Annotated in this window: 23 protein-coding genes; 5 read left to right on the top strand and 18 right to left on the bottom strand. The window is 64.4% G+C overall.

The window, feature by feature from the left end:
• Position 1: 1 nt before the first annotated feature.
• From V3388_RS02460 to gpmI, 3 genes are all read right to left on the bottom strand, one after another.
• On the bottom strand, positions 2–1,384 hold the full coding sequence (locus tag V3388_RS02460; protein ID WP_336365930.1) for a S41 family peptidase: 1,383 nt from the start codon (positions 1,382–1,384) through the stop codon (positions 2–4).
• Positions 1,385–1,486: 102 nt separating this feature from the next.
• On the bottom strand, positions 1,487–2,614 hold the full coding sequence (locus tag V3388_RS02465) for a murein hydrolase activator EnvC family protein (protein ID WP_442915609.1): 1,128 nt from the start codon (positions 2,612–2,614) through the stop codon (positions 1,487–1,489).
• A 26-nt stretch (positions 2,615–2,640) separates the two neighbouring features.
• Positions 2,641–4,188, bottom strand: a complete 1,548-nt coding sequence (gpmI, locus tag V3388_RS02470) for a 2,3-bisphosphoglycerate-independent phosphoglycerate mutase (protein WP_336365932.1) — start codon at positions 4,186–4,188, stop codon at positions 2,641–2,643.
• Between the two features lie 148 nt (positions 4,189–4,336).
• Between gpmI and V3388_RS02475 the strand changes: the two genes are divergently transcribed.
• Positions 4,337–4,753 carry a rhodanese-like domain-containing protein gene (locus V3388_RS02475; RefSeq protein ID WP_336365933.1) on the top strand — a complete coding sequence of 139 codons (417 nt, stop codon included), beginning with the start codon at positions 4,337–4,339 and terminating at the stop codon, positions 4,751–4,753.
• A 65-nt stretch (positions 4,754–4,818) separates the two neighbouring features.
• On the top strand, positions 4,819–5,310 hold the full coding sequence (gene secB / locus V3388_RS02480) for a protein-export chaperone SecB (RefSeq protein WP_336365934.1): 492 nt from the start codon (positions 4,819–4,821) through the stop codon (positions 5,308–5,310).
• 91 nt (positions 5,311–5,401) lie between these two features.
• Here the strand turns inward: secB and trmL are convergent, their stop codons facing one another.
• From trmL to V3388_RS02500, 4 genes are all read right to left on the bottom strand, one after another.
• Positions 5,402–5,866, bottom strand: coding sequence for a tRNA (uridine(34)/cytosine(34)/5-carboxymethylaminomethyluridine(34)-2'-O)-methyltransferase TrmL (gene trmL, locus V3388_RS02485; protein ID WP_336366452.1), 465 nt, complete (start codon positions 5,864–5,866; stop codon positions 5,402–5,404).
• 4 nt (positions 5,867–5,870) lie between these two features.
• Positions 5,871–7,049: an acetyl-CoA C-acetyltransferase gene (locus V3388_RS02490; RefSeq protein ID WP_336365935.1), complete on the bottom strand. Its 1,179-nt coding sequence runs from the start codon at positions 7,047–7,049 to the stop codon at positions 5,871–5,873.
• Positions 7,050–7,157: 108 nt separating this feature from the next.
• Positions 7,158–7,904 (bottom strand): pteridine reductase, encoded by a 747-nt coding sequence (locus V3388_RS02495; RefSeq protein WP_336365936.1) that lies wholly within the window; start codon positions 7,902–7,904, stop codon positions 7,158–7,160.
• A gap of 25 nt (positions 7,905–7,929) precedes the next feature.
• Positions 7,930–9,069, bottom strand: coding sequence for a multifunctional CCA tRNA nucleotidyl transferase/2'3'-cyclic phosphodiesterase/2'nucleotidase/phosphatase (locus V3388_RS02500; protein WP_336365937.1), 1,140 nt, complete (start codon positions 9,067–9,069; stop codon positions 7,930–7,932).
• Positions 9,070–9,295: 226 nt separating this feature from the next.
• On the opposite strand from V3388_RS02500, the gene V3388_RS02505 reads away from it, so the two are divergent.
• The gene (locus tag V3388_RS02505; RefSeq protein WP_336365938.1) at positions 9,296–9,829 is read left to right on the top strand and encodes an LPP20 family lipoprotein; all 534 of its coding nucleotides are present in this window, start codon (positions 9,296–9,298) and stop codon (positions 9,827–9,829) included.
• Positions 9,830–9,934: 105 nt separating this feature from the next.
• On the top strand, positions 9,935–11,158 hold the full coding sequence (locus V3388_RS02510) for a flagellar assembly protein T N-terminal domain-containing protein (protein WP_336365939.1): 1,224 nt from the start codon (positions 9,935–9,937) through the stop codon (positions 11,156–11,158).
• A 24-nt stretch (positions 11,159–11,182) separates the two neighbouring features.
• Here V3388_RS02510 and V3388_RS02515 read toward each other — a convergent pair whose 3' ends face one another.
• The 7 genes from V3388_RS02515 to sufB all read right to left on the bottom strand — a co-directional run bounded on the left by V3388_RS02515 (position 11,183) and on the right by sufB (position 17,928).
• Positions 11,183–11,647, bottom strand: a complete 465-nt coding sequence (locus tag V3388_RS02515) for a SufE family protein (RefSeq protein WP_336365940.1) — start codon at positions 11,645–11,647, stop codon at positions 11,183–11,185.
• 193 nt (positions 11,648–11,840) lie between these two features.
• Positions 11,841–12,383: a putative Fe-S cluster assembly protein SufT gene (gene sufT / locus V3388_RS02520; protein WP_336365941.1), complete on the bottom strand. Its 543-nt coding sequence runs from the start codon at positions 12,381–12,383 to the stop codon at positions 11,841–11,843.
• A gap of 182 nt (positions 12,384–12,565) precedes the next feature.
• Positions 12,566–12,925, bottom strand: coding sequence for a HesB/IscA family protein (locus V3388_RS02525; protein WP_336365942.1), 360 nt, complete (start codon positions 12,923–12,925; stop codon positions 12,566–12,568).
• 13 nt (positions 12,926–12,938) lie between these two features.
• Positions 12,939–14,192, bottom strand: coding sequence for an aminotransferase class V-fold PLP-dependent enzyme (locus V3388_RS02530; protein WP_442915599.1), 1,254 nt, complete (start codon positions 14,190–14,192; stop codon positions 12,939–12,941).
• Positions 14,193–14,197: 5 nt separating this feature from the next.
• Positions 14,198–15,484 carry a Fe-S cluster assembly protein SufD gene (gene sufD, locus V3388_RS02535; protein WP_336365943.1) on the bottom strand — a complete coding sequence of 429 codons (1,287 nt, stop codon included), beginning with the start codon at positions 15,482–15,484 and terminating at the stop codon, positions 14,198–14,200.
• Between the two features lie 10 nt (positions 15,485–15,494).
• On the bottom strand, positions 15,495–16,268 hold the full coding sequence (gene sufC / locus V3388_RS02540) for a Fe-S cluster assembly ATPase SufC (protein ID WP_336365944.1): 774 nt from the start codon (positions 16,266–16,268) through the stop codon (positions 15,495–15,497).
• A gap of 211 nt (positions 16,269–16,479) precedes the next feature.
• The gene (gene sufB, locus V3388_RS02545) at positions 16,480–17,928 is read right to left on the bottom strand and encodes a Fe-S cluster assembly protein SufB (RefSeq protein ID WP_336365945.1); all 1,449 of its coding nucleotides are present in this window, start codon (positions 17,926–17,928) and stop codon (positions 16,480–16,482) included.
• A gap of 493 nt (positions 17,929–18,421) precedes the next feature.
• Between sufB and V3388_RS02550 the strand changes: the two genes are divergently transcribed.
• Positions 18,422–18,736, top strand: a complete 315-nt coding sequence (locus V3388_RS02550) for a helix-turn-helix transcriptional regulator (RefSeq protein WP_336365946.1) — start codon at positions 18,422–18,424, stop codon at positions 18,734–18,736.
• 4 nt (positions 18,737–18,740) lie between these two features.
• Here the strand turns inward: V3388_RS02550 and fabB are convergent, their stop codons facing one another.
• From fabB to V3388_RS02570, 4 genes are all read right to left on the bottom strand, one after another.
• Positions 18,741–19,952 carry a beta-ketoacyl-ACP synthase I gene (gene fabB, locus V3388_RS02555; protein WP_336365947.1) on the bottom strand — a complete coding sequence of 404 codons (1,212 nt, stop codon included), beginning with the start codon at positions 19,950–19,952 and terminating at the stop codon, positions 18,741–18,743.
• An 11-nt stretch (positions 19,953–19,963) separates the two neighbouring features.
• A complete protein-coding gene (fabA, locus tag V3388_RS02560; protein WP_336365948.1) occupies positions 19,964–20,473 on the bottom strand; it encodes a bifunctional 3-hydroxydecanoyl-ACP dehydratase/trans-2-decenoyl-ACP isomerase in 510 nt (169 codons plus the stop codon).
• Positions 20,474–20,578: 105 nt separating this feature from the next.
• Positions 20,579–21,730 (bottom strand): NnrS family protein, encoded by a 1,152-nt coding sequence (locus tag V3388_RS02565; protein ID WP_336365949.1) that lies wholly within the window; start codon positions 21,728–21,730, stop codon positions 20,579–20,581.
• Between the two features lie 25 nt (positions 21,731–21,755).
• Positions 21,756–23,387 (bottom strand): antiporter, encoded by a 1,632-nt coding sequence (locus tag V3388_RS02570; RefSeq protein WP_336365950.1) that lies wholly within the window; start codon positions 23,385–23,387, stop codon positions 21,756–21,758.
• Positions 23,388–23,461 lie beyond the last annotated feature (74 nt).

Raw genomic sequence — 23,461 nt, forward strand, 5'->3', positions numbered from 1 at the left:
ATCACTCCCCCATGGCTCCCGTGTGGGTGTTCTTGCCCAGGATATGGAGCCCTTTGAGCAGGTTCAGCGCGGAGCGCAGCTGATAGTCTTTCTGGGCGGGCGCCGGCATCCCCGTGTCCGTGCTCGCTTTCGAGCCCTCGTCCGGGCCGGTCAGGTGGCCCTCAAGATCCGCCTCGGTAAAGAAAGGCTGGCCGTCCAGTTCCTTGAGTTCCGCCGGGCGTACCAGGATGTCCGGGGTAATACCCTTGGCCTGGATGGAGCGCCCGCTCGGGGTGTAGTAACGGGCCGTAGTCAGCTTGATGGCGTGGGTGTCGTCCATGGGGATCACCGTCTGCACGCTGCCTTTGCCAAAAGACTGGGTGCCCATGATCACCGCCCGCTTCTGGTCCTGCAGGGCGCCCGCCAGGATTTCCGAGGCGGAGGCTGAGCCGCCGTTGATCAGAACCACCACCGGCGTACCGTTGATCTCATCGCCCGGCGTAGCGGAGAACCGCAGGCGGGAGCTTTGAATGCGCCCTTCGGTGTAGACAATCAGGCCGTCGTCCAGCAGGGCATCGGCGGTGGCGACCGCGGCCTGCAGCACGCCACCGGGGTTGTTGCGCAGGTCGACGATCAGGCCGTCCAGAGGGCCGCCGTTGTCGTCCTTCAGTTTCTGCAGGGCCTGGCTGAACTGGTCGCCGGTCTCGGCCTGGAACTGGGTGATGCGCACGTAGCCGTAGCCGTTTTCCAGCAGACGCTGTTTTACGCTGGTGACCTTGATGACGTCCCGCTTGACGGTAATCTCAATGGGGGCGTTCTCGCCCTCCCGCAGGATCGTCAGGGTTAGCGGGCTGCCAGGTTTGCCCCGCATCAGTTGAACGGCTTCTTCCAGGGACATGCCCTTGACCGGCTTTTCGTCGAGTTTGATGATCAGGTCGCCCGCCTGCACGCCGGCCTTCTGGGCCGGGGTGTCGTCGATGGGGGAGATGACTTTGACGAAGCCATCTTCCATGCCGACTTCAATGCCCAGGCCGCCGAATTCTCCGGTGGTGCTTTCCTCCAGCTCTTCGTAGTCCTTAGGGGCCAGATAGGTGGAGTGCGGGTCCAGGTCCGCCAGCATGCCTTTGATGGCGCTTTCCAGCAGCTGCTGGTCAGAGACGTCCTCCACGTAGGCGTCCTTGATGCGGGCAAACACTTCGGTGAATTTGCGCAGCTCGTCCAGGGGCAGCTGTTTTTCCGGGTCCGGCAGGGTGACTTCCACCTGGCCATTTTCCTGCAAGCCCTTGAGCAACTCGGCGGCCGGGTTGTCCTGGCCGAGGGCGAGTCCGGGGGAGAGCATGAAACAGGCGGTGAAGGCGAGGGCGGTGAGCGGCGATAACGTGGAGAGACTTCTGACCCGTTTCATCAAGCGTTCCCGTTTTATTTCCAGTGGTTGGACGACGTTTCCCTGAGTCCGGACAGTATGGCGCCAGCCGGGAGGTTTGTCAGCCCTCGAAGGCGGGTCTGACTACCTTGCAAGCCACCCCAGGGGGTTCGTCGGCTTGCCGTTGTGACGGATTTCAAAATAGAGCTCGGGAGACGCGGCGCCGCCAGTCTGCCCGGCCTCGGCGATGGTCTGCCCGGCGCTGACCCAGTCTCCGGGGCTGGTGAACAGGCTGCTGCTGTGCCCGTATAGGGACAGGTAACCGTCACCATGATCAATGATGGTCAGCAGGCCAAAGCCCCGGAGCCAGTTGGCGAACACCACGCGCCCGTAATGGACGGCCTTGACCGGCGCTGACTCGGCGGTGCTCATGAGCAGGCCGGTGCGCCGGAGCTTGCCGTCGGCGTAGGATTCGCCGTAGCGACTGATCACCTTGCCTTTCACCGGCCAGGGCAGCTTGTGGCGGAGCGACCGGAACGGGCTGGACTCGTTCGGGGCCGGGATGTTGGCGATGGCTTCCTGTACCTGGTTGAGCAGCTTTTCCAGGCGTTTGCGGTCTGCCTCCAGTCGGTCACGTTCGGACTGCTTGCTGCGGATGTCGTTTTTCAGGGCGGCCAGGGCCTGGGCCCGCTGCTTGCGGGAGGCGTCCAACTGCTGCTGTCGGTCCGCGAGGGTCTGTTCGGTGTCGGTCAATTGCTGTTGGGTGGCGAGAACTTGTTGCTGAGTATCCCGGAGCTTGCGCAGGGTGCTCTGGTAGGCCTGTAGCTGGGCTACGTTGTCCCGGCTGAGGTACTCGTAATAGGTCATGGTGCGCGCCAGCTGGTCCGGGTCGACTTCGTTCAGCAGCACTTTGATGGCGGGTGCGTCACCGGCCATCCAGGCGGCCCGGATCTGCTGCTTGAGGCTGTCCCGCTGCTGATCCAGCTGGCGGCTGAGTTCACCCTGCTGGCGGTCCAGGTCGTCCAGCTTTTTCTGTTGCTGATCGAGCTGCTGGTTGAGGGACTTGCGCTCCCGGGTCAGTTCGCCGATCCGGCGCTCAGCGCCGGACAGCTGCTGTTCCAGCTCCGATCGGTCTTTCTCGGCGTCCGACAGCCACTCGTTGATGTCGCTGATGCGGGACTTGAGGGCTTCCACCTGAGCCGGGGTAACGTCCGGCTGGGCGTATAACGGCAAAGCCCCCGCCCATAGGGCGAGGGCCAGGCCGGCGGCCATGATGCGTCGCAAAGCAGGCGCCCGGATCAGTCGATGCGGACCAGGCTGTGCCCGGTCATTTCCTTCGGCTGTTCCAGCCCCATCAGGGTCAGCAGGCTCGGAGCGACGTCGCTCAGGCTGCCATCGTCCGACAGGTGCACCGGACGGTGCCCGGTGTAGATCAGCGGCACCGGGCCGGTGGTGTGGGAGGTGTGGGCCTGCCCGGAGTTCGGGTCGGTCATCTGCTCACAGTTGCCGTGGTCGGCGGTGATCAGCGCTTCGCCGCCCACCTCGTCCAGGGCCTCAACCACTCGCTTGAGACAGGCGTCCAGGCATTCGGCGGCTTTCACCGCGGCATCCAGCTTGCCGGTGTGGCCCACCATGTCGCCGTTGGCGTAGTTGCACACCACCAGGTCAAACTTGCGGCTTTTGATGGCCTCCACCAGTTTGTCGGTGACTTCCGGCGCGCTCATCTCGGGCTGCAGGTCATACGTGGCAACGTTCGGGGACGGCACCAGAATGCGTTCCTCACCTTCGAACGGCGATTCCAGACCCCCGTTAAAGAAGAAGGTCACATGGGCGTACTTCTCGGTCTCGGCGATCCGAAGCTGGGTCTTGCCCAGCTTGGAGACGTACTCGCCCAGGCCGTTGGTGAGCTGCTCCGGCGGGTAGGCGCAGGAGGTTTTGATGTCCGCCGCGTACTCGGTGAGCATCACGAAATCCGCCAGTTCCGGGTGTCTGCGCCGTTCGAAACCGTCGAACTCCCGATCGACGAAGGTGCGGGTCATTTCCCGGGCGCGGTCTGCGCGGAAATTCATGAACAGCACGGTATCGCCATCGCTGATCAGGCCGTCCGGCTCGCCCGGGCCCTGGATGTGGGTGGCCTTCACAAACTCGTCGTTCTCGCCGCGCTCGTAGGCGTCTTCCAACGCACTCACCGGGTCGGTGGCGGTAAATTCGGTCTCGCCGGTGGTCATGGCGTTATAGGCGGCCTCGACGCGATCCCAGCGGTTGTCCCGGTCCATGGCGAAGTAGCGGCCGACGATGGTGACCACGCGCCCCACGCCCAGGCTTTTGAGTTTCGCGGCGGCTTTTTCCAGGGACGGCTTGGCGCTGCGGGGCGGCATGTCGCGGCCGTCCAGGAACGCATGTACGTAAACTTCCTTCGCACCCCGTGCGGCGGCCATTTCGGCGGCGGCCAGGATATGGTCCTCGTGGGCGTGCACGCCGCCGGGGGAAAACAGGCCCATCAGATGCACCGCCCGGCCGCTGGAGACGGCCTTGTCGATGGCTTTACAGAGCACCGGGTTCTTCTGGAAGTTGCCGTCTTCGAGGTCTTTGTCGATGCGGGTCAGGCTCTGGTATACCACGCGGCCCGCGCCCAGATTCATGTGGCCCACTTCCGAGTTGCCCATCTGGCCCTGGGGCAGGCCCACGAACATGCCGGAGGTGTTGATCAGCGTTTTTGGATGCTTGGCCCAGAGTTCGTCCCAGAATGGGGTGTTGGCGTTGCTGATGGCGTTGTCTTCCGCCGGGTCGCGATGGCCCCAGCCGTCAAGAATGATCAGTGCGGTTGGCGTGCGAGTCTCAGTCATCGTGCTGTCCGGATGTAAAAATGTTAGTAAATTTACGAAACCGAAAATGGAGTGTACTCATTTTCGCATTTTCGGGCCAGCGCCGTCACCTTCTGTCCCGGGAGGTGCCTGTGTATAATCCGGCCAAACTCATTGTCAGGGCAGTTCCATGGATCGCTTGTTTGAATTTGTCGTCAACCACTACATTCTGGCCTCGCTGTTCGTCGCCTTTCTGCTGGCCATCTTCGTTCTCGAAACCCGTCGCGGGGGCTCCAAGATTTCCGCCCAGGCCGCGGTGAGCCTGATCAACAAGGACGAGGCCATTGTGGTAGACATCCGGGATCGCAAGGAATTCACCGCCGGCCGCATCACCGGCTCCGTGAACATCCCGCTGAACAGTCTCAAGAGCCGGGCCTCCGAGCTGAACAAGTACAAGGACAAGCAGATCATTGTCGCTGACAAGATGGGCCAGCACGGTGGCATGGCGGTCAAGCAGCTGAACGCCGAGGGCTACACCAACGTGGTGCGGCTCGGCGGTGGCATCAGCGAGTGGAAGGAAGCCAACCTGCCGCTGGTAAAGAAGTAGCATCTTGCTGATAATGGCCGCTCTGTCATCCGACCATGAACGCGAATAACGTATAAGGAACGACCATGGCTGAGAACCAGCAAGCCGCAGGCAATGAAAACCAGAACCAGCCCCAGTTTGCGCTCCAGCGCATTTACCTGAAGGATCTGTCGTTCGAGTCCCCGAACTCGCCGCTGGTGTTCCAGGAGCAGTGGAAGCCGCAGGTGAATCTGGATCTGAACACCGGCCACACCAAGGTCAGCGACAACCAGTACGAAGTGGTGCTGTCCCTGACGGTGACCACGAAGCTGGGCGACAAGGTGGCCTACATCGTTGAGATTCAGCAGGCCGGCGTTTTCCTGGTGCAGGGTATTGAAGGCCCGCAGCTCGGTCAGATGCTGGGTGCCTACTGCCCGAACATCCTGTTCCCCTATGCCCGTGAGGCCATCGACAGCCTGGTGAACCGCGGCAGCTTCCCGGCCCTGATGCTGGCGCCGGTGAACTTCGACGCCATCTACGCCCAGGCCCTGCAGCGCAAAGAGCAGGAAGGCGAAGACGCAGGCCAGTCCCAGCACTGACGCGTTCGCCACCCCGGGTAGATCCCGGGACGTATGAAAAACCCGGCCATGGCCGGGTTTTTGCGTTTTCGGGTGTCACACGTTCCGGCCGCTAGACGGCGCCGGCAAAACCGGTCTGGCGCCAGGCCTCGTACACCACCAGCGCGACGCTGTTGGACAGGTTCAGGCTCCGGCTGTCCGGGCGCATGGGCACCCGCAGCCGACGGTCGGGTGGCAGGCCGTCCCGTACCTCTGGCGGCAAGCCCCGAGTTTCCGGGCCGAACATCAGGTAGTCGCCGTCTTCAAACGCCACCTCGTGGTAATGGCGTGTGCCCTTGGTGGTCAGCCCGAACAGGCGCCGGGGCTGCTCGCTGGCCAGGAACTGGTCGTAGCTCCCGTGCACTTTGACGGTGGCGTACTCGCCGTAGTCCAGGCCGGCCCGCCGCATCTGCTTGTCTTCCAGGGAGAATCCCAGTGGCTCAATCAGGTGCAACTGGCAGCCGGTGTTGGCGCACAGCCGGATGATGTTGCCCGTGTTGGGGGGAATCTCCGGCTCGTACAGCACCACATGAAACACCGGCTCAGCGTTCCACCGCCAGGGCGACACCCATGCCGCCCCCGATGCACAGGGTGGCCAGGCCCTTGCGGGCGTCCCGACGCACCATCTCATGCAGCAGGGTCACCAGGATGCGGCAGCCGGAGGCGCCGATGGGGTGGCCCAGGGCAATGGCGCCGCCGTTGACGTTCACCTTGCTGGTGTCCCAGCCCAGGTCCCGGTTGACCGAGATGGCCTGGGCGGCGAACGCCTCGTTGGCTTCAATCAGGTCCAGCTCGTCCACGGTCCAGCCGGCCCGCTGCAGACAGCGCTGGCTGGCGGGGATGGGGCCGGTGCCCATGATGGCGGGGTCAACGCCGGCGTTGGCGTGTGCGCGGATGGTGGCCAGCGGTGTCAGCCCCAGGGCGCGGGCCTTCTCGGCGCTGCAGACGATAACCGCCGCCGCGCCATCGTTCAGGGACGAGGCGTTGCCGGCGGTCACGGTACCGTCTTTGCGAAACGCGGGCCGGAGCTTGCCCAGGCTGTCCGCGGTCACGCCGGCGCGGGGGCCCTCATCCTGATCCACGACAACCGGATCGCCCTTGCGTTGGGGAATGCTCACGGGAACGATCTGGCCAGTGAAGTGGCCGGCCTCGCGGGCGGCGACGGCCTTCTGCTGGGAGGCGGCGGCAAAAGCGTCCTGCTCGTCCCGGCTGATGCCGTATTTGTCGACGATGTTCTCGGCGGTGATGCCCATGTGGTAATCGTTGAAGGCGTCCCACAGGCCGTCGTGCACCATGGTGTCAATCATGGTCCAGTTGCCCATGCGCTGGCCATTACGGCTGTTGGGCAGCACGTGCGGCGCCTGGCTCATGCTCTCCTGGCCGCCGGCCAGGATCAGCTCGGCGTCGCCGCACTGGATGGCCTGCACCGCCATGTGCACGGCTTTCAGGCCGGAGCCGCAGACCTTGTTGATGGTCATGGCCGGAACCGACGCGGGCACACCAGCGTGGATGGCGGCTTGCCGGGCCGGGTTCTGGCCACAGCCGGCGGTGAGCACCTGGCCAAGAATGACTTCGTCAATCTGGCCGGCGTCGATGCCGGTCTCGTCCAGCAGTGCGCGAATCACCGCGCTGCCCAGTTGGTGGGCCGGCAGGCTTGAGAGCCCGCCACCAAAGGTTCCGATGGCCGTCCGCTTGGCGGCCGCAATCACGACGTCACGCATGGTTCTTCTCCGTCACGGTAGGTGCGGCGCCGGCTCGTTGGGCGCGGGCCGCACGTGGGGTGACGGCATTGTAGCCGCAAAGCCCAGACCGACCCAAACAGGGCAGGCTTACATGTTCAGGCTGCGACCGCCGTCCACGGACAGAATCTGTCCGGTCACAAAGGGTGCATCGCAGACCAGGAACACGATCGCGCCGGCGATGTCGTCGGGCTGGCCGGTGGTGGCCAGGGGCGTTTTCTCCAGGATGGCCGACTGGTAGCCCTTGTCGATGGCACCCTCGTTTTCCGGCCAGAGAATGGCGCCCGGAGACACGCCGTTTACCCGCAATTCCGGCGCCAGGTCCTTGGCCCAGGACCGGGTCATGGCGGCGAGGCCCGCCTTGGTGGCGCAGTAGATCGGGTGGTTGCCCAGGGGCTTTTCGCTGTAGATGTCGATCAGGTTGACCACGCTGCCTTTGCTCTGGCGCAGGGCCGGCAGGCAGGTCTGCAGCAGGAAAAAGGGCGCCCGCAGGTTGGTGTTCATCAGGTGGTCCCAGTCCTCCCGGCTGGCTTCGCCAGTGGGTGTGGGGTAGAAATCAGACGCGTTATTGATCAGGGCGTTCAGGTGGCCCCAGCGAGCGGCCGCTTCTTTGCCCAGACGATGCACGTCATCAAGCCGGGTCAGATCCGCCTGAAGGGCGATGGCGGAGTCGGCCCGCGCCTCGTTCAGCCGGGCCACTAGCGCCTCCGCCTGCTCACGGCGCGAGCGGTAGTGAATGACCACGCGCCAGCCGCGCTCGTGCAGGCGCTCGGCGGTGCGGGCGCCGAGACGATGGGCGGAGCCGGTGATAAGGGCGACGGGGGCTTCTGTGGTCATGGGCGGAACCTCGCAAGCAAGTGAGTTAATTCAAGTGTTCTTCTATACGGCGCAACCGCGCCGCACGGATGGCTTTGCCGAGTTCGGGGCCCTTGTAGCCTTCCGCCATTAGTGGCTTCGGGGAGACGGCGCGGGCATTGTCGGCGGCGGCCCGCAAGGTCTCTAGCGTGGGTGCCAGGGCCTGGGGCAGGGCGTAGCCCAGGCTCTGGAGCAGGCGTTCGAAACGTTCCGGCCGGCGCCAGGCATCGGCCCGGTCCAGCCAGGCAAGGGCCTGCTCGGCGGACGGCGCGGATCCTGCCCGCTCCCGGTCCTGCGTCAGCCATTCGACGCCATGGGCCGCCAAACGGGCCAGTTCCTGGCACTCGGCGGGCGCTTTCAGCGCGGCGGCGCGCCCGGCCGCCAACGCCCCACCAACGCCGGCGAGCAGCGCGGCAAAGCGGACGGCCAGGGGCGCGTCGCTCTGGCTGGCTCGGCGAAGGGCGCCCATGGCAGCGTCCAGCGCCGGCTGAGCCGCCAGCTCTGGAAGCAGTGCGGCGAGGGCGCCGCAGGCCGCCAGCACGTCAAAAAACACGCTCGGCCGAGCTTCCATCAGGGCCCGCTGGATTTCCTGCCAGACCCGCTCGGGCACCAGGTGTTCGACCTCCCCCGTGGCCACCATGCCCGCCATCAGCGCCTGGGTTTCGTCGCTGACGGTAAACCCCATGGGTGCCAGTCGGGCAGCAAACCGGGCGGTTCGTAAAATGCGCAGGGGGTCTTCGGCGAAGGCCGGGGACACATGGCGAAGCCGGCGCGCACGCAGATCGTCCTGTCCGTGGAACGGGTCGATCAGGGTGCCGTCGGCGGTCTGGGCCATGGCGTTGATGGTAAGGTCACGGCGCCGAAGGTCATCCTCCAGCGTCACGTCCGGGGCGCTGTATACGGCGAAGCCGTGGTAGCCCCGGCCCTGTTTGCGTTCGGTGCGGGCCAGCGCGAACTCCTCGCCGGTGTCCGGGTGCAGGAACACCGGGAAGTCCGCACCAACCTGGCGAAAGCCCCGGGCCAGCATATCCTCCGGCGTGGCGCCGACGACCACCCAGTCCCGGTCTTTGACCGTCAGGCCCAGCAGGCTGTCTCGAACGGCGCCGCCGACAAGGTAAATGCGGAGGTTGTCTGTGTCGGTGGTCATGGCCGGCCCTGGTATTGGTTTGGGAATGCTGCTGATGGGATTATCCGGGGCCGACGCCAGGGGCGCAAACCATGACCGGCCGTGGTCCGGCGCCACTGGCAGGAATTTGCCGCACGGCCCCGTAGCCGCCAACCTTTCTGCGGAGAAACGGCTGACTATCAAAGGCTTGAAGAAACTGGCGCGAATTTTTCATGGCTACCCCACTACGTATGATCGGAGAACGACTATGACTCTGCACCGGATCCTGGTGCCGCTGCTGGCCCTCACGTTGGCGGCCTGCGCCAGCACGGATCGACGCGCCGACGATGACACCGGGCGCAACCTCGACCCCATCATCGTCCGGGTCAGTGGCTTTGGCACCTATGAGGATGCCAGCAAAGACCGCCTGGATACCCGCAAGCGTCTGCTGGCGCGCCGGGCCTCGCAGCTGGATGCCTATCGCAACCTGGCGGAACGGGTCTATGGCACCGTGATTTACGGCAGTTCCACCGTGAACGATTTTGTGCTCCAGAACGACCGGTTCCGCACCTATGTGGACAGCTACATCCGGGGCGCCAAAACGGTGGCGGTGAACGAGCACAGCGATGGCGTGGTCGAAACCGTGATGGAGCTGAAACTGGAACCCCGGTTCCGGGCCTGCGTGGCGGCGGTGGCGGACGAGCAGGTGCGCGAACGGTGCCCGATTCCTATGCCCAGGGCGAATGATTCAGTGGGGGACGTGGAAAGCCGGAATGTCGATTCGCTCTACTATCTGGAATAACGTTTGGCTCTCGCCTTTGTTCAACGAGATGAACCCTGTGAGTAAACCACGGTGATAACAACGCGCTTTTGCAAACGGTTCGGGCGGCCATTGGTTGCCGCTCCGGTGTCCACATGGCCGGCGGCGCCGCTTTTGCTGGCGCTGATTCTGGCGCTGGCCGTGGGTGCCCCTGCGGCGAGGGCGGTGGTCCTCGAAGGGGTGGGCCACGCCACGGTGGTGAACGGCGACCTGGATCGGGCCCGGTCCCAGGCCCGGGAGGCGGCGCTGCGGGATCTGGCCTTGCAGTATGAGGCCAGCGTGAGCACCCGGGATACGATGGAGAACGGCGTGCTTACCGAATCGCGGACCGAGCTGGCCGCCCAGGCCCGGGCCCGGAACGTGCAGGTGGTGGACGAGCAGCGCTCCGGTAATCGCCTTCGGCTGGTGGTCCGGGCCGACGTGACCGACGGGCAGGGCAGTTGCCAGGCGGGTAGCGCCTATCGCCTGAAAAAGCGCGTGGCGGTGCTTGGCTTCCCCCTGGTGCAGCCAGACCAGGCCCGTGTCGGGCAGATTGGCGATGTGAATACGGCGCTGCCGGAGCAGATTCAGGCCCGTCTGCGGGCCAGTCAGGGGCTGCAAGTGCTGTCCGCCACTCAGTCTGGGCTGTTCGAAGACCCGGTGGATGCGCCTACTCGCCAGCTCAGCAGCAATCAGCTCACCAACGTGGTCGCCCTGGCCCGGGAGCTGGGCGCTCAGTTCGTGGTGGCCGGCGTGGTGCGGGACGTGGGCATCTCCGATCCGGCGGCCTGGAACACGTCCCTGTGGGCGGGCCTCAAGCGGGGCATCGGGGCGTCGGACCGAAGTCGCCGATTCGTGGTGGACCTGATGGTCTTTGATGGGCTGAGTGGCTCACCCGTTTATCAGGAGCGCTTCCGGGCAGCGGGAGACTGGAACGCCGAACCGGGCAGTTCCACCGGCTTCGCGTCGGCCGGTTTTCTCAAGACGGATTACGGCCGGGCGGTGTCCGGCGCTGTGGACCGCATGGCGTCGGCGATTGACGCCGCGCTGGCCTGCCAGCCGTTCATGACACGGGTGGTGCGGGTGGACGACCGCTCGATTACGCTCGCCTCCGGCGCCACCGCCGGGCTGCGGCCGGGGGACGAGCTGCACCTGTATCGAAGCGGGCGGCACTGGGACGCGCTGGATCAGGCGCCGGAACTGAATGATGCGGAGGCGACGGTAACGCTGGACCGCGTGCATCCGGACGTGAGCAGCGGGACGCTCGGTCAGGGTGGGCAGGGTGCGCCGGAACTGAACATCCAGCGGGACGACATCGCGATTATCTGGTAGCGGCCGGTAGCCCGGCCGTCCGGATCAGCTCGCCGCCACCTGCGCGGCAGCGATGTCACGGATCTTGCCCACCATGGCCCGCAGGCCATTGCCCCGGGTCGGGGAGATATGGCGGAACAGGTCCAACCGCTCGAACAATTCGTCGATATCGGTGCTCAGCAGGTCCCGGGGCGTACGACCGTTCAGGGCCACCAGAATGATGGCGGCCAGACCCCGCACGATCATGGCGTCCGAATCAATCAGCAGGTACAGCCGGCCGCTGGCCTCATCGTACTGGTGAATCAGCCAGACCTGGCTCTGGCAGCCGTGCACGTAGTTCCCTTCCACCCGCGCCTCGTCCGGAAACGCCGGCAACTGCTTGCCCAGGTCGATGATGTAGGCGTAGCGCTCTTCCCAGTCGTCCAGGAATTCGAACGCGTCCAGCACGTCTTCCAGGGTGGTGGACGTGCCCAGGGGATTGTTCAGGAAGGTGTCTGTGGTGGCGGTCATATCGGTCGAGTGGCCTTCGGTCTGATCGTTACGTCGGGGGCCGATGAACATCGGTAAATCGGGGTCAGATGAAATCTCATCTGACCCCAGGGCTCCAGTCGGTCGGGGTCAGATGAGTTTCATCTGACCCCTGTCTGTATCTTCGGGGTCAGATGAAATTTCATCTGACCCCAGATCCGGACGCTCCCCAAGCTTACAGCATACCCAATTCAAGTTTGGCTTCGTCGGTGAGCATGTCATTGCTCCAGGGCGGATCAAAGGTCAGCTCCACGGTCACCTTGTCGACGTTGGGCACGTGCTCCAGCTTGCGGCGCACATCCTCGGTAATCACCGGGCCCATGCCGCAGCCGGCGGCGGTGAGGGTCATCAGCACGAAGATGTGGTTGCCGTCCTCACCGCCGTTTTCAATGCGGCAGTCGTAGATCAGCCCCAGGTCCACCACGTTCACCGGAATCTCCGGATCGTAGCAGTTGCGCAGGGCTTCCCAGACCTGGTTTTCGTTGACGGTACCGTCCGCCGGAGTTTCGAAGCTGCTTTCCAGGGGCTGCTTGCCGAGGGCGTCGGCATCGTGGCCTTCCACACGGGCCAGGTTGCCGTTGACCGCGACCGTGAACGTGCCGCCCAGGGCCTGGGTGATGGTCACGAAGGTGTCCGCCGGAATCATGATCTCGGTTCCGGAGGGCACCAGCCGGGCTTCCACCTCGCGTTTGGTCAGGACAACTTCACGTTCTTGCATGCCTGGTCTCGTCGTCTTCGTTGATGTGGGTGGCGTTGGGGTCAGATTTCGTTGGGGTCAGATGAAACTCATCTGACCCCTGTTTGCCTGATGCCCGCGTAATGTCGGGGTCAGTTGAAAGCGTTCATCTGACCCCAGGCTTCTTACATCTGACCCCATGCCCGGCGCCGCTGGCCCCGGGCTCACGCCACGGTAAAGCTTTCCCCGCAGCCGCATTCGGCGGTGGCGTTCGGGTTGCGGAAGCGGAACAGCTGGTTCACGCCTTCGGTGACAAAGTCGATCTCGATGCCGTTGACCATGGGCAGGTGCGGCTCGCGGATGTACACGTCCACGCCGTCAATGTGAAACACCCGGTCGTCGGCTTCGGCGGCTTGTACCCACTGGGTTTCGTACTTGAAGCCGGAGCAGCCGCTTTTCTTGATGGCCAGGCGGATGCCCAGGGCGCCCGGGGTCCTGTCGAGCTGGCGGCGCACATGGCGCACGGCGCTCGGCGTCATGGTGACGGTGATCGAGGCGTCCGGGGTGAAGACTTCGGCTGTCATGATTCCACCTCCCTCAGGCAAACAGGCGCTGGATCTTCTGCAGGCCGGCAAACAGCCGGTCCACTTCTTCCAGCGTATTGTAGAACGCGAATGAGGCCCGGGCTGTACCGGGTACTCCGTAGAGATCCATCAGCGGCATGGCGCAATGGTGGCCGGTGCGGATGGCAATGCCCTGCTGATCCAGCAACGTACCAATATCACTGGGGTGCAGGCCATCGATTTTAAAGGACATCACCGGCACTTTCTGGCGGGCGGTGCCAATCACGCTCATGCCCGGTACGGTCTCGACAAGCTGGTTGGCGCGGTCCAGAAGCGCCCGCTCGGCGGCTTCCAGGGCCGCCCGGTCCAGGCTATCCACATAATCGATGGCCGCGGCCAGGCCAATTGCCTCGGCGATGGCCGGGGTGCCGGCTTCGAATTTGTAGGGCAGCACGTTCCAGGTGGTGCGCTCGAACGAGACCCGCTCGATCATCTCGCCGCCACCCTGCCACGGCGGCATGGCCTCCAGCAGCTCGGCGCGGCCGTACAGCACGCCAATGCCGGTGGGGCCGAACAGCTTGTGGGATGAGAACACGTAGAAATCGCAGCCCAGGGCCTGCACGTCCGGCCGGAAGTGGGGCACGGCCTGGGCGCCGTCGAGCAGGGTAATCACGCCGCGCGCCCGGGCCCGGGCCACCAGGTCCGCCACCGGGTTGATGGTACCGAGCACGTTGGACACGTGTGTCAGCGCCAGAATGCGGGTCCGGTCCGTCAGGGCCGCGTCGAAGGAGGCCAGGTCCAGCTCGCCGGATTCGGTGATCTCCACTGGCACAACGCGGGCGCCGGTGCGTTCCGCCAGCATCTGCCAGGGCACGATGTTGGCGTGGTGCTCCATGCGGGTCACCAGAATTTCATCGCCTTCGGCCAGGCGCGACGCCAGGCCGTTGGCCACCAGGTTGATGGCCTCGGTGGTGCCCCGGGTCCAGATGATTTCCCGGGTGCTGCCGGCGTTCAGGAACCGGCGAACGGTCTCCCGGGCACCTTCAAACGCGCCGGTGGCCTCGTCCCCCAGGGTGTGGGCGCCCCGGTGAACGTTCGAGTGCATGGTCCGGTAGTAGCGGTCCATGGCGTCCAGAACGGCGATCGGCTTCTGGGCAGAGGCGCCGTTATCCAGGTACACCAGGGGCTTGCCGTGCACCTCCCGGGACAGGATCGGGAAATCCCTTCGGATGGCCTCGACGTCCAGCGCCGGCGCCATCGGTTGTGCGGTCTGGGTCGAATTCGCCATGGCCCTCAGGCCTCCTCGAACGTCTGGTCAAAGAACTGGTTGAGCCGCGCCTGCGTGGTGTCCCGCACGCTGCCCACGGGGATGCGGTCCACCAGCTCGTTGATGAACGCCATGGTCAGCAGTACGTTGGCTTCGCGACGGCCAATACCCCGGGACACAAGATAGAACAGCGATGTCTTGTCCAACTGGCCGATGGTGGCGCCGTGAGCGCACTTGACGTCGTCGGCGTAGATTTCCAGCTCCGGCTTGGTGTCGATTTCCGCGCCGGTGGACAGCAGCAGGTTCTTGTTGCTCATGTCCGCACTGGATTTCTGGGCGTCCTGATGAATGTGGATGCGCCCGTTGAACACCGCGTGGGACTTGTCCGCCGCGATGTTGCGATAGGTTTCGTCGCTGGTGCAGTGGGGTGCCACGTGCTCAATGTTGGTGTGGTTGTCGTAGTGCTGCTTGCCCTGGGTAACCACCACGCCATTGAGAGAGCACTCGGCGCCTTCGCCTTCGAGACGAACCCGCAAATCGTGACGACGCAGGTGGCCGCCGAAGCCGACGCAGTGGCTCTCGAACCGGGAGCTGCGCTGCTGGCGCACGCCGGTGGCCCCGATGTGCTGGACCGCCTCGCCTTCCATATTCAGACGCACGCTGGTGACCTGGGCGCCGTCGGCCAGCAGGAATTCGGTGACGGTGTTGACCATCACCGGCGCATCGCCCTGGGAAATGTACTCTTCCACCAGGGTGATGCGGCTGTTCCGGCCGGCGTCCACGAAAATGCGCGGGAACGCGGAGCCGCTGGCGTCTGCGGAAACCTCGTGCACGATAAACAGCGGCTGGTCCAGCACCGCATCGGGCGCGAGACGGATCAGCAGGCCGTCCTCGAAACGGGCGGTATTCAGCCGGGACATCTGCACCGCGCTGGCGTCCAGGGTGCTGTCGAGCTGGCCGGCCAGGCGCCGGGCCTCGTCCTCGGACAGGTCGTCGAAACTGGTGATGTGTATGCCCTTCAGGTCCGGATAGTCGCTCGCCTCGGGCAGCATGACGCCATTCAGAAACGCCACCTTGTAGCCGGGCACGGCGAGGCTGGTGCCGGTCTTGCCTTCAGCAGGCAGGGACAGGGCCATGCCGTCGGTGAGGGACAGGTGCCGGCTGGAATATTTCCAGTTTTCGGTTTTCCGGGTCGGCAACGGCATGTCCACCAGCGCGGTGCCGGCTTCCTGGCGCAGGGCCAGAAGCGGCGCCGGCAGCGACTGGCCGGTGGCGTGAAGGAAGGCGGTAGGGAGTGTCGGTGCTGCTTTCATTCCGATCTCCTCAGTTGGCACCGCTGTCGGCGGTGCTCTCATCGCGAATGCCCAGCCAGCCGTAGCCTTTCTCTTCCAGCTCCAGGGCCAGCTCCCGGCCGCCGGACTTGATGATCTGGCCGTTCGCCAGCACGTGCACGTAATCCGGCACGATGTGGTCCAGCAGCCGCTGGTAGTGGGTGACCATCAGGATCGCCCGGTCCTGGGCGCGCAGGGCGTTCACGCCGTCTGCGACGACCTTCAGGGCGTCAATGTCCAGGCCGGAGTCGGTTTCATCCAGGATCGCCAGCTTCGGTTGCAGCAGCAAGGCCTGCATGATCTCGTTGCGCTTTTTCTCGCCGCCGGAGAAGCCTTCGTTGACGCCGCGCTTGAGAAAGGCCGGGTCCAGGTCCACCTGCTTGGAGACCTCTTTGGCCAGCTTCATGAACTCGGCCGCGTTCATTTCGTCCTGGCCGTGGTGCTTGCGCATGGCGTTTACCGCGGTGCGCAGGAACTGCAGGTTGCTGACGCCGGGAATCTCCACCGGGTACTGGAACGCCAGGAAGATGCCTTCCCGGGCCCGCTCTTCGGTTTCCAGTTCCAGCAGGTTGTCGCCATTCAGGGTGATCTCACCCTCGGTGACCTCAAACGCATCGTTGCCGGCCAGGACCTGCGAAAGGGTGCTCTTGCCGGAGCCGTTCGGGCCCATGATGGCGTGAACTTCCCCGGCCTTGATCTCCAGGTTGATGCCTTTGAGAATCTCTTTGCCCTCAACCGAGGCGTGCAGGTTCTTGATGCTCAGCATGTGTTGCGTCTCTCTCGTTTAGCCGTCTGAATTCTGTTGCCCGCCCCTCGCTCGGGGGAGTCAGCCGTCGGGCGGGCCCTTCCGGGATACGCTGTGAATACGTCCCTGTACGCTCGACAAAATCATCCCTGATTTCGACGATCCCGAAAGGGCCCGCCCGACGGCTTCCGCAATACTTGGGTGCTTGCCGTCCTGATGGCCTGGGCTGGCGTCAGCCCACGGACCCCTCGAGGCTGACCTCAAGCAGCTTGCCCGCCTCAACCGCAAATTCCATCGGCAGCTCCTTGAACACCTCTTTGCAGAAGCCGTTCACGATCATCGAGACCGCCTGCTCCGGGTCGATGCCGCGCTGGCGGCACAGGAACATCTGCTCGTCGCTGACCTTGGAGGTGGTGGCCTCGTGCTCGACGATGGCGGATTTGTTCTGGCTCTCGATGTACGGAAACGTGTGGGCGCCGCAGCGGTCGCCGATCAGCAGGGAGTCGCACTGCGTGTAGTTGCGCGCGCCCTCCGCACCGGGGCCGAACTTCACCAGACCCCGGTAGGCGTTGGAGCTTTTGCCAGCGGAAATGCCCTTGGAGATGATGGTGCTCCGGGTATTTTTGCCCAGATGGATCATCTTGGTGCCGGTGTCCGCCTGCTGGTAGTTGTGGGTGAGGGCGACGGAGTAAAACTCGCCGACGCTGTTGTCACCGCGCAACACGCAGCTGGGGTACTTCCAGGTGACGGCGGAGCCGGTTTCCACCTGGGTCCATGAAATCTTGGAGTTGCGGCCGATGCAGGCGCCGCGTTTGGTGACGAAGTTGTAGATGCCACCCTTGCCGTTCTCGTCCCCCGGGTACCAGTTCTGCACGGTGGAGTACTTGATCTGGGCGTCGTCCAGTGCCACCAGTTCGACCACCGCCGCGTGCAGCTGGTTCTCGTCCCGCATGGGTGCGGTACAGCCTTCCAGGTAGCTCACATAGCTGCCCTCATCGGCGATGATCAGCGTGCGCTCGAACTGGCCGGTGTTGGCGGCGTTGATGCGGAAATAGGTGGACAGCTCCATCGGGCAGCGAACGCCCTTGGGCACATACACGAAGGTACCGTCGGAAAAGACCGCCGAGTTCAGGCCGGCGAAGAAGTTGTCGCCGTGGGGCACCACGGAACCCAGGTATTTCTTCACCAGGTCCGGATAGTCGCGAACGGCCTCGGAAATGGAACAGAAGATCACGCCGGCCTTGGCCAGCGGCTCTTTGAAGGTGGTGGCTACGGACACGGAATCAAACACCGCGTCGACGGCCACGCCCGCCAGTTTTTCCCGTTCATGCAGGGGAATGCCCAGTTTTTCATAGGTTTTCAACAGCTCCGGATCGACCTCGTCGAGGCTCTGGGGCATGTCTTCCCTGCGCTTGGGCGCGGAGTAATAGGAAATCGAGTTGTAGTCGACTTTCGGATAGCCAACGTGGGCCCAGTCGGGCTCCTGCATGTCGAGCCAGCGACGGTAGGCTTTCAGGCGCCATTCCAGCATCCACTCCGGTTCTTTCTTGATCGCGGAGAGGCGGGCGATGACGTCTTCGTTCAGGCCGGGCTCGAACGTATCGGCTTCGATTTCGGTCACGAAACCGTGCTCGTATTCCCGTTTGATCAGCTCTTTCACCTCGTTATCGGTGGTCGCCATGATCTGCTCCGTCATTCTCTCATCGTGGGCTCGTGGCCCTTGTTGGCCCTGCCGGACTCGTGCGGCAGGCTGGCGATTGGGGCTCGCGCAACAGGGACTCTTATTGGTGAGCGATTATACAATACCAGAGTAAATTAGTCAGGTATTTCGCCGGACGTGTGCGGATTATACCGTAATCCGGGGGCGGTAGACTAAGGCAACGCCGTTGATGGCCAGGCCGCTGCCTGGACCCACTCCCGGCTTCGGTGTCTCGCCCAACTGTGCCCGAACTTACGCGGTCCGGGTGTCTGCGGATCAAGCGCTCAGGGCGTTGAGACAATCGGTTCCCACGAGCATGGCTTGAAGTCACTCGGCGAACATGTGTACGCTCTGCCCTGTCTGTGCATTCTCTATGCACGCTCACCGCCATCAGCGAGGTCTGGCCGTGTCCTTTCCGTCCAACGCACCGTCACCGAGATCCACCGATTCTGCCGGGGCTGCAGGCCGGGCGCCGTTGGGCGTCCGTGTAAGGGGGCTCATCGCCGCGCAGCTGGATCGCGGGCGGGTGGGCGTCGAGGCGGTGGCGGCGCAGCTGCACATGAGCCGGTACACGCTGCACAAGAAGCTGAGACGGGAAGGGGTTACCTTTGCCCGGCTGCTGGAGGACGTGCGTCGCAAGCAGGCGCTGACCTACCTGCAGGACAAAACCAAGCCGCTGGTGGAAATCGCCGAGCAGCTTGGCTTCTCAGAGCTGAGCGCGTTCAGCCGGGCGTTCAAGCGCTGGATGGGCAAGTCCCCGGCGGAATACCGCGCCCTTCGATACTCCTGAACGATCAGACCTTCTTGAACACCAGCGTGGCGTTGGTGCCGCCGAAGCCGAAACTGTTGCTCATCACCAGGTCCAGGTTCTGGTTGTCCATGCGCTCACGGACAATCGGGAAGCCTTCGGCGCCCGGGTCCAGGTTCTGGATGTTGGCGGACGGCGCGATAAAGCCCTCCCGCTGCATCAGCAGGCAGTAGATGGCCTCGTGCACGCCGGCGGCGCCCAGGGCGTGGCCGCACAGGGGCTTGGTGGAGCTGACCGGCGGAATGCTGTCGCCGAAGGTTTCCCGGAGTGCCTTCAGTTCGGTGATGTCCCCGGCCGGCGTGCTGGTGCCGTGGGTGTTCACGTAGCTGATGTCGCCGTCCAGATTTTTCATGGCCTGCTTCATACAGCGCACCGCGCCTTCACCGCTCGGGGCCACCATATCGGCGCCATCCGAGGTGGCGCCAAACCCGACGATTTCCGCCAGGATGTTGGCGCCGCGGGCCTCCGCATGCTCCAGGGCTTCCAGCACCAGCACACCGCCGCCGCCGGAAATCACGAAGCCGTCCCGGTCCGCATCGTAGGTGCGGGAGGCCAGCTCCGGGGTGTCGTTGTACTTGGTGGAGAGGGCGCCCATGGCGTCGAACATCAGGCTCAACGTCCAGTGGATGTCCTCACCGCCGCCGGCAAACATCACGTCTTGGCGGCCCAGGGCAATCAGGTCCGCCGCGTGGCCAATCGCGTGGGCGCTGGTGGCGCAGGCGGAGGTAATGCCGTAGTTGATGCCGCGAATGCCGTAGGCGGTGGCCAGGGACGCGTTGATGGCGCTGCCCATGGTGCGGGGCACCCGGTAGGGGCCAACCCGGCGAATGCCCTTGTTCCGGTGCGTATCGATGGAGTCCAGCAGCTCCAGGGTGGAGGCGCCGCCCTGGCCGAAGATCAGGCCGGTGGTGTCCGCCTTGATGTGCTGGTCGTTCAGGCCGGACTGCTCGATGGCTTCCTGCATCGCCAGGTAGGTATAGCCGGAGGCCGGGCACATGAAACGCCAGATCTTGCGGTCGATCAGCTCCGGCAGGTTCAGGTTGATCTGCCCGGTGATGTGGCTGCGCAGCCCGTTGTCCCGGGCTTCTTCACTGAAGCCGATTCCGGACTTGGAATGCCGGAGGGAGTCGGTGACTTCTTTCTGGTTGGTGCCCAGGCTGGAGACAATCCCCATGCCGGTAATCACAACGCGACGCATCCTGTTAACTCCTAAAAATCATCGGTCGAGGTGAACATGCCCACCCGCAGGTCTTTGGCCGTGTAGATCTCCCGGCCATCCACTTCCATTCGGCCGTCGGCGATGGCCATGGTCAGCTTCCGCCGGATCACACGTTTCAGGTCCAGGCGATACGTGACCTTTTTGGCCGTTGGCAGCACCTGGCCGGTGAATTTCACTTCGCCGGCGCCCAGTGCGCGGCCCTTGCCTTCGCCGCCTCCCCAGGCCAGAAAGAACCCGACCAGTTGCCACATGGCATCGAGGCCGAGGCAGCCCGGCATCACCGGGTCATCCACAAAGTGTACCTTAAAGAACCAGAGGTCCGGGTTGATGTCCAGCTCCGCCACCAGGCTGCCCTTGCCGAACAGGCCGTCGTCATCGGCGATGTGGGTGACGCGGTCGATCATCAGCATTTCGTTGATGGGCAGACGCATGTCGCCGGGGAACAGTTTGCCGTGACCACACCGGATCAGGTCGTCTTTGTCAAAATGATCAGGTTTCATAATGCCTGTGTCTCGGTTACAGAATGATTTCCTCATACTTTACCGCGTATTTGTGTCAGGGCTATTGACCTTTAGTGGATGATTGTCCGCCATCGGGCGGCGGGATCAGCCCTCTCGGCCGTCCACCCGGGGCGACACCAGAACAATGCTGTAGCGCAGCAGGAACAGGGCGAAGGCCAGGCACCAGAGCACCGCGCTGGTGGTAACGCCCGGTGTCCAGGGCAGGGCCCCGAAGGCCGTTGCCACGCGAATCAAGGCGGCCAGATGAAGGCTGACGAACGCCGTGACCATGCCAGGGGGCAGCGTCAGCGGTCGGCCGGTATGGCCCAGGGATACCCGGGCCATCACGCCGAGGATCATCGCGCCGATGGCGCCGGTACCGGCAGCGTGGCTCCAGGCGCTGGCGGGCCAGCCGGCCAGGGCGGTGCCGGCCAAAAGCACCAGGGCCACGGGAATCCACAGCATGGACAGATGCAGAATCCACAGCAACGGCTCGGCCCGCACCCGCCACCCCTGCCAGCCGGCAAGTCGGGTGAGCATCAGCGCGGCGGCCACCAGAGCCAGCGCCGCCTGAGCCACCGGCCGGTGAGCGAGGGTGGCCACCAGCACCAGCAGCAGGCTGACCAGACTGGCCATATCCAACCTCGGGTGCACCCGCACCCCGGCCGGATCCAGCCCCCGCTGGCGCAGCCACCCCGCGGAGAAAGCGGGTGTGATCCGGCCGCCAATCACGCCGATCAGGGCCAGGGCAAGGATCAGCGCCCCCTGGGTGTAGCGGGTATCGAAAGTCAGCAGGAAGCCCGCCTGCATCAGCCACAGCAGGGCCAGTACCAGCAGGATGGGCAGTTGCCGCCACTGGTGGGCGCGGACAACGCGCCAGCCGGCGTCGGCCATCACCAGGGGCAGGAAAGCCAGGTTAATGGCTGTCGCCCACTCGGCGAACCCCGGCCCGCCAAACGCCAACGCCAGGCGGCCGGCCAGCCAGACGAGCCAGAGCCCGAACAGCGGGAAACCGTGCAGCCGGTTGGTCTGGGTCCACACGCACACGGCGGTAAGCAGGAAGCCGGCGATGGCGGCGGACAGCACGCCGAACAGCATTTCGTGCTGGTGCCAGAACAGGCCCGGCAGAGCCAGGGGCAGCGACCACTGGCCGGTGACCGCCAGCACCCACGCCGGTATGGCCAGCACGGCCAGGGCTGCGAGGGACAGGAAGAAGGCCCGAAACGGGTAGGCAAATACGGGGTATCGCGGTTTCACGGAGATCGGCTCCTGTTGGTTTGTCCTAGGGGTTGCGGATAGCGGCCCCCCGCCTCAGGTAAAACCCGTAATTGACCCCCATGCAGACCGCATAGAACACGGCGAAGCCGTACATCGCCAGTTCCGGCGTACCCGCCTGGATTTGCTCGCCCATCACCCGGGGCGCGATAAAAGCCCCATAGGCGGCCACGGCGGAGGTCCAGCCGAGCACCGGGCCTTTCTGCTGGGCGTCGAAGATCACTCCGATACTGCGGAAGGTGGAGCCGTTGCCGATGCCGCTGGCGGCGAACAGGACGATGAACAGGATCAGGAAGAGGGCGAAGTAGCCGGTCGGGTCCGGCGCATTGTAGGCCAGCATCATCACATAGCCGGTGGCCACGGACGCCACCACCATCACGGCGGAAATGAGTTGGGTGACGATGGCGCCGCCCATCTGATCGGCAATCCAGCCGCCGACCGGGCGGATCAGGGCGCCGACGAACGGCCCCATCCAGGCCCAGGTGAGGGCGCTGGGGGCGTTCGGGTTGGCCACACGCACCAGGGTGCCGTCGGCGCCGGCTTCGTTCAGGTGCCCGAAGATGATGCTGATGGACAGGGGGAGGGCGGCAGAGAACCCGATGAACGAGCCGAAGGTCAGAATGTACAGGATGGTCATGGCCCAGGTGTGGCGGTTGCGGAAGATCGCAAACTGGTTGCGGATGTTGGGGCGGATGTCACCGGGGATCAGCCGCAGCAAGCCCAGGGTGAGGGCGATGGTCAGCGGCAGCGCCAGCCACTGGCTCATCACCGAGAGCGCCCAGACTCCGGCCACGGAGGTCAGCAGGCCGACCCCGTAGAGGCCCAGGATCTTGCCGAACGCGGTCACGGGGCGCCCGGGATTGGGGGTCACCAGTCTCAGGTTGTTCATGCCGAACCAGCCGGCGAAGGCCAGGGGCACCAGGAACACCAGCCAGATAAAACCGGCGTTCTGTATCCAGGTGTCGGTGCCAGCGTCGATGCGGCCAATCAGCGTGCCGCTGGGGCTTTGCAATGCCAGCGGGTCACCTGCCAGAGCGCCGAACACGCCGGCGGTCATCACCAGGGGAATCAGGATCTGCATGGTGGTGACGCCAAAGTTGCCGAGCCCCGCGTTCATGCCCAGGCCGTAGCCCTGCTTGCTGCGGGGATAGAACCCGCTGATGTTGCTCATGGAGCAGGCAAAATTGCCGCCGCCGATGCCGGACAGCAGCGCCAGCCCCTGGAACACCACGAACGGCGTATCCGGCGTCATCAACGCCAGGCCGGTGCCCAGGGCCGGGAGCATCAGGAGAGCGGTGGTAAGAAAGATGGTGTTGCGGCCGCCGGCAATCTTGATCATGAACGAGGCCGGAATGCGCAGGGTGGCGCCGGACAGTCCGGCGATGGCGCTCAGGGTGAACAGTTGCTCCACCGAGAACGGAAAGCCCAGGTTCTGCATTTGTGCGGTGATCATGCCCCACATCATCCAGATGGCAAAGCCCATCAGCAGGCTGGGAATGGAGATCCACAGGTTGCGGCTGGCGATGCGCTTGCCGTCGGCCTCCCAGAAGGCCTCGTTCTCCACGTCCCAGTGTTCAATATCGGCGTTGAGCCTGCGCCGGGTCGGTGTGACTGCACTGTCGTATGCGCTTTTGGCCATGGCCCGAGCTCCCTGGTGGTCGATGCGTGCCGGTCGCTGGCACGGAGTCTGTTGGCCAATTGTGCAAAGTGATG

Origin of the sequence: Marinobacter sp. C2H3, from assembly GCF_037080155.1 — a bacterium.
In the GTDB taxonomy this organism is placed as follows: domain Bacteria; phylum Pseudomonadota; class Gammaproteobacteria; order Pseudomonadales; family Oleiphilaceae; genus Marinobacter.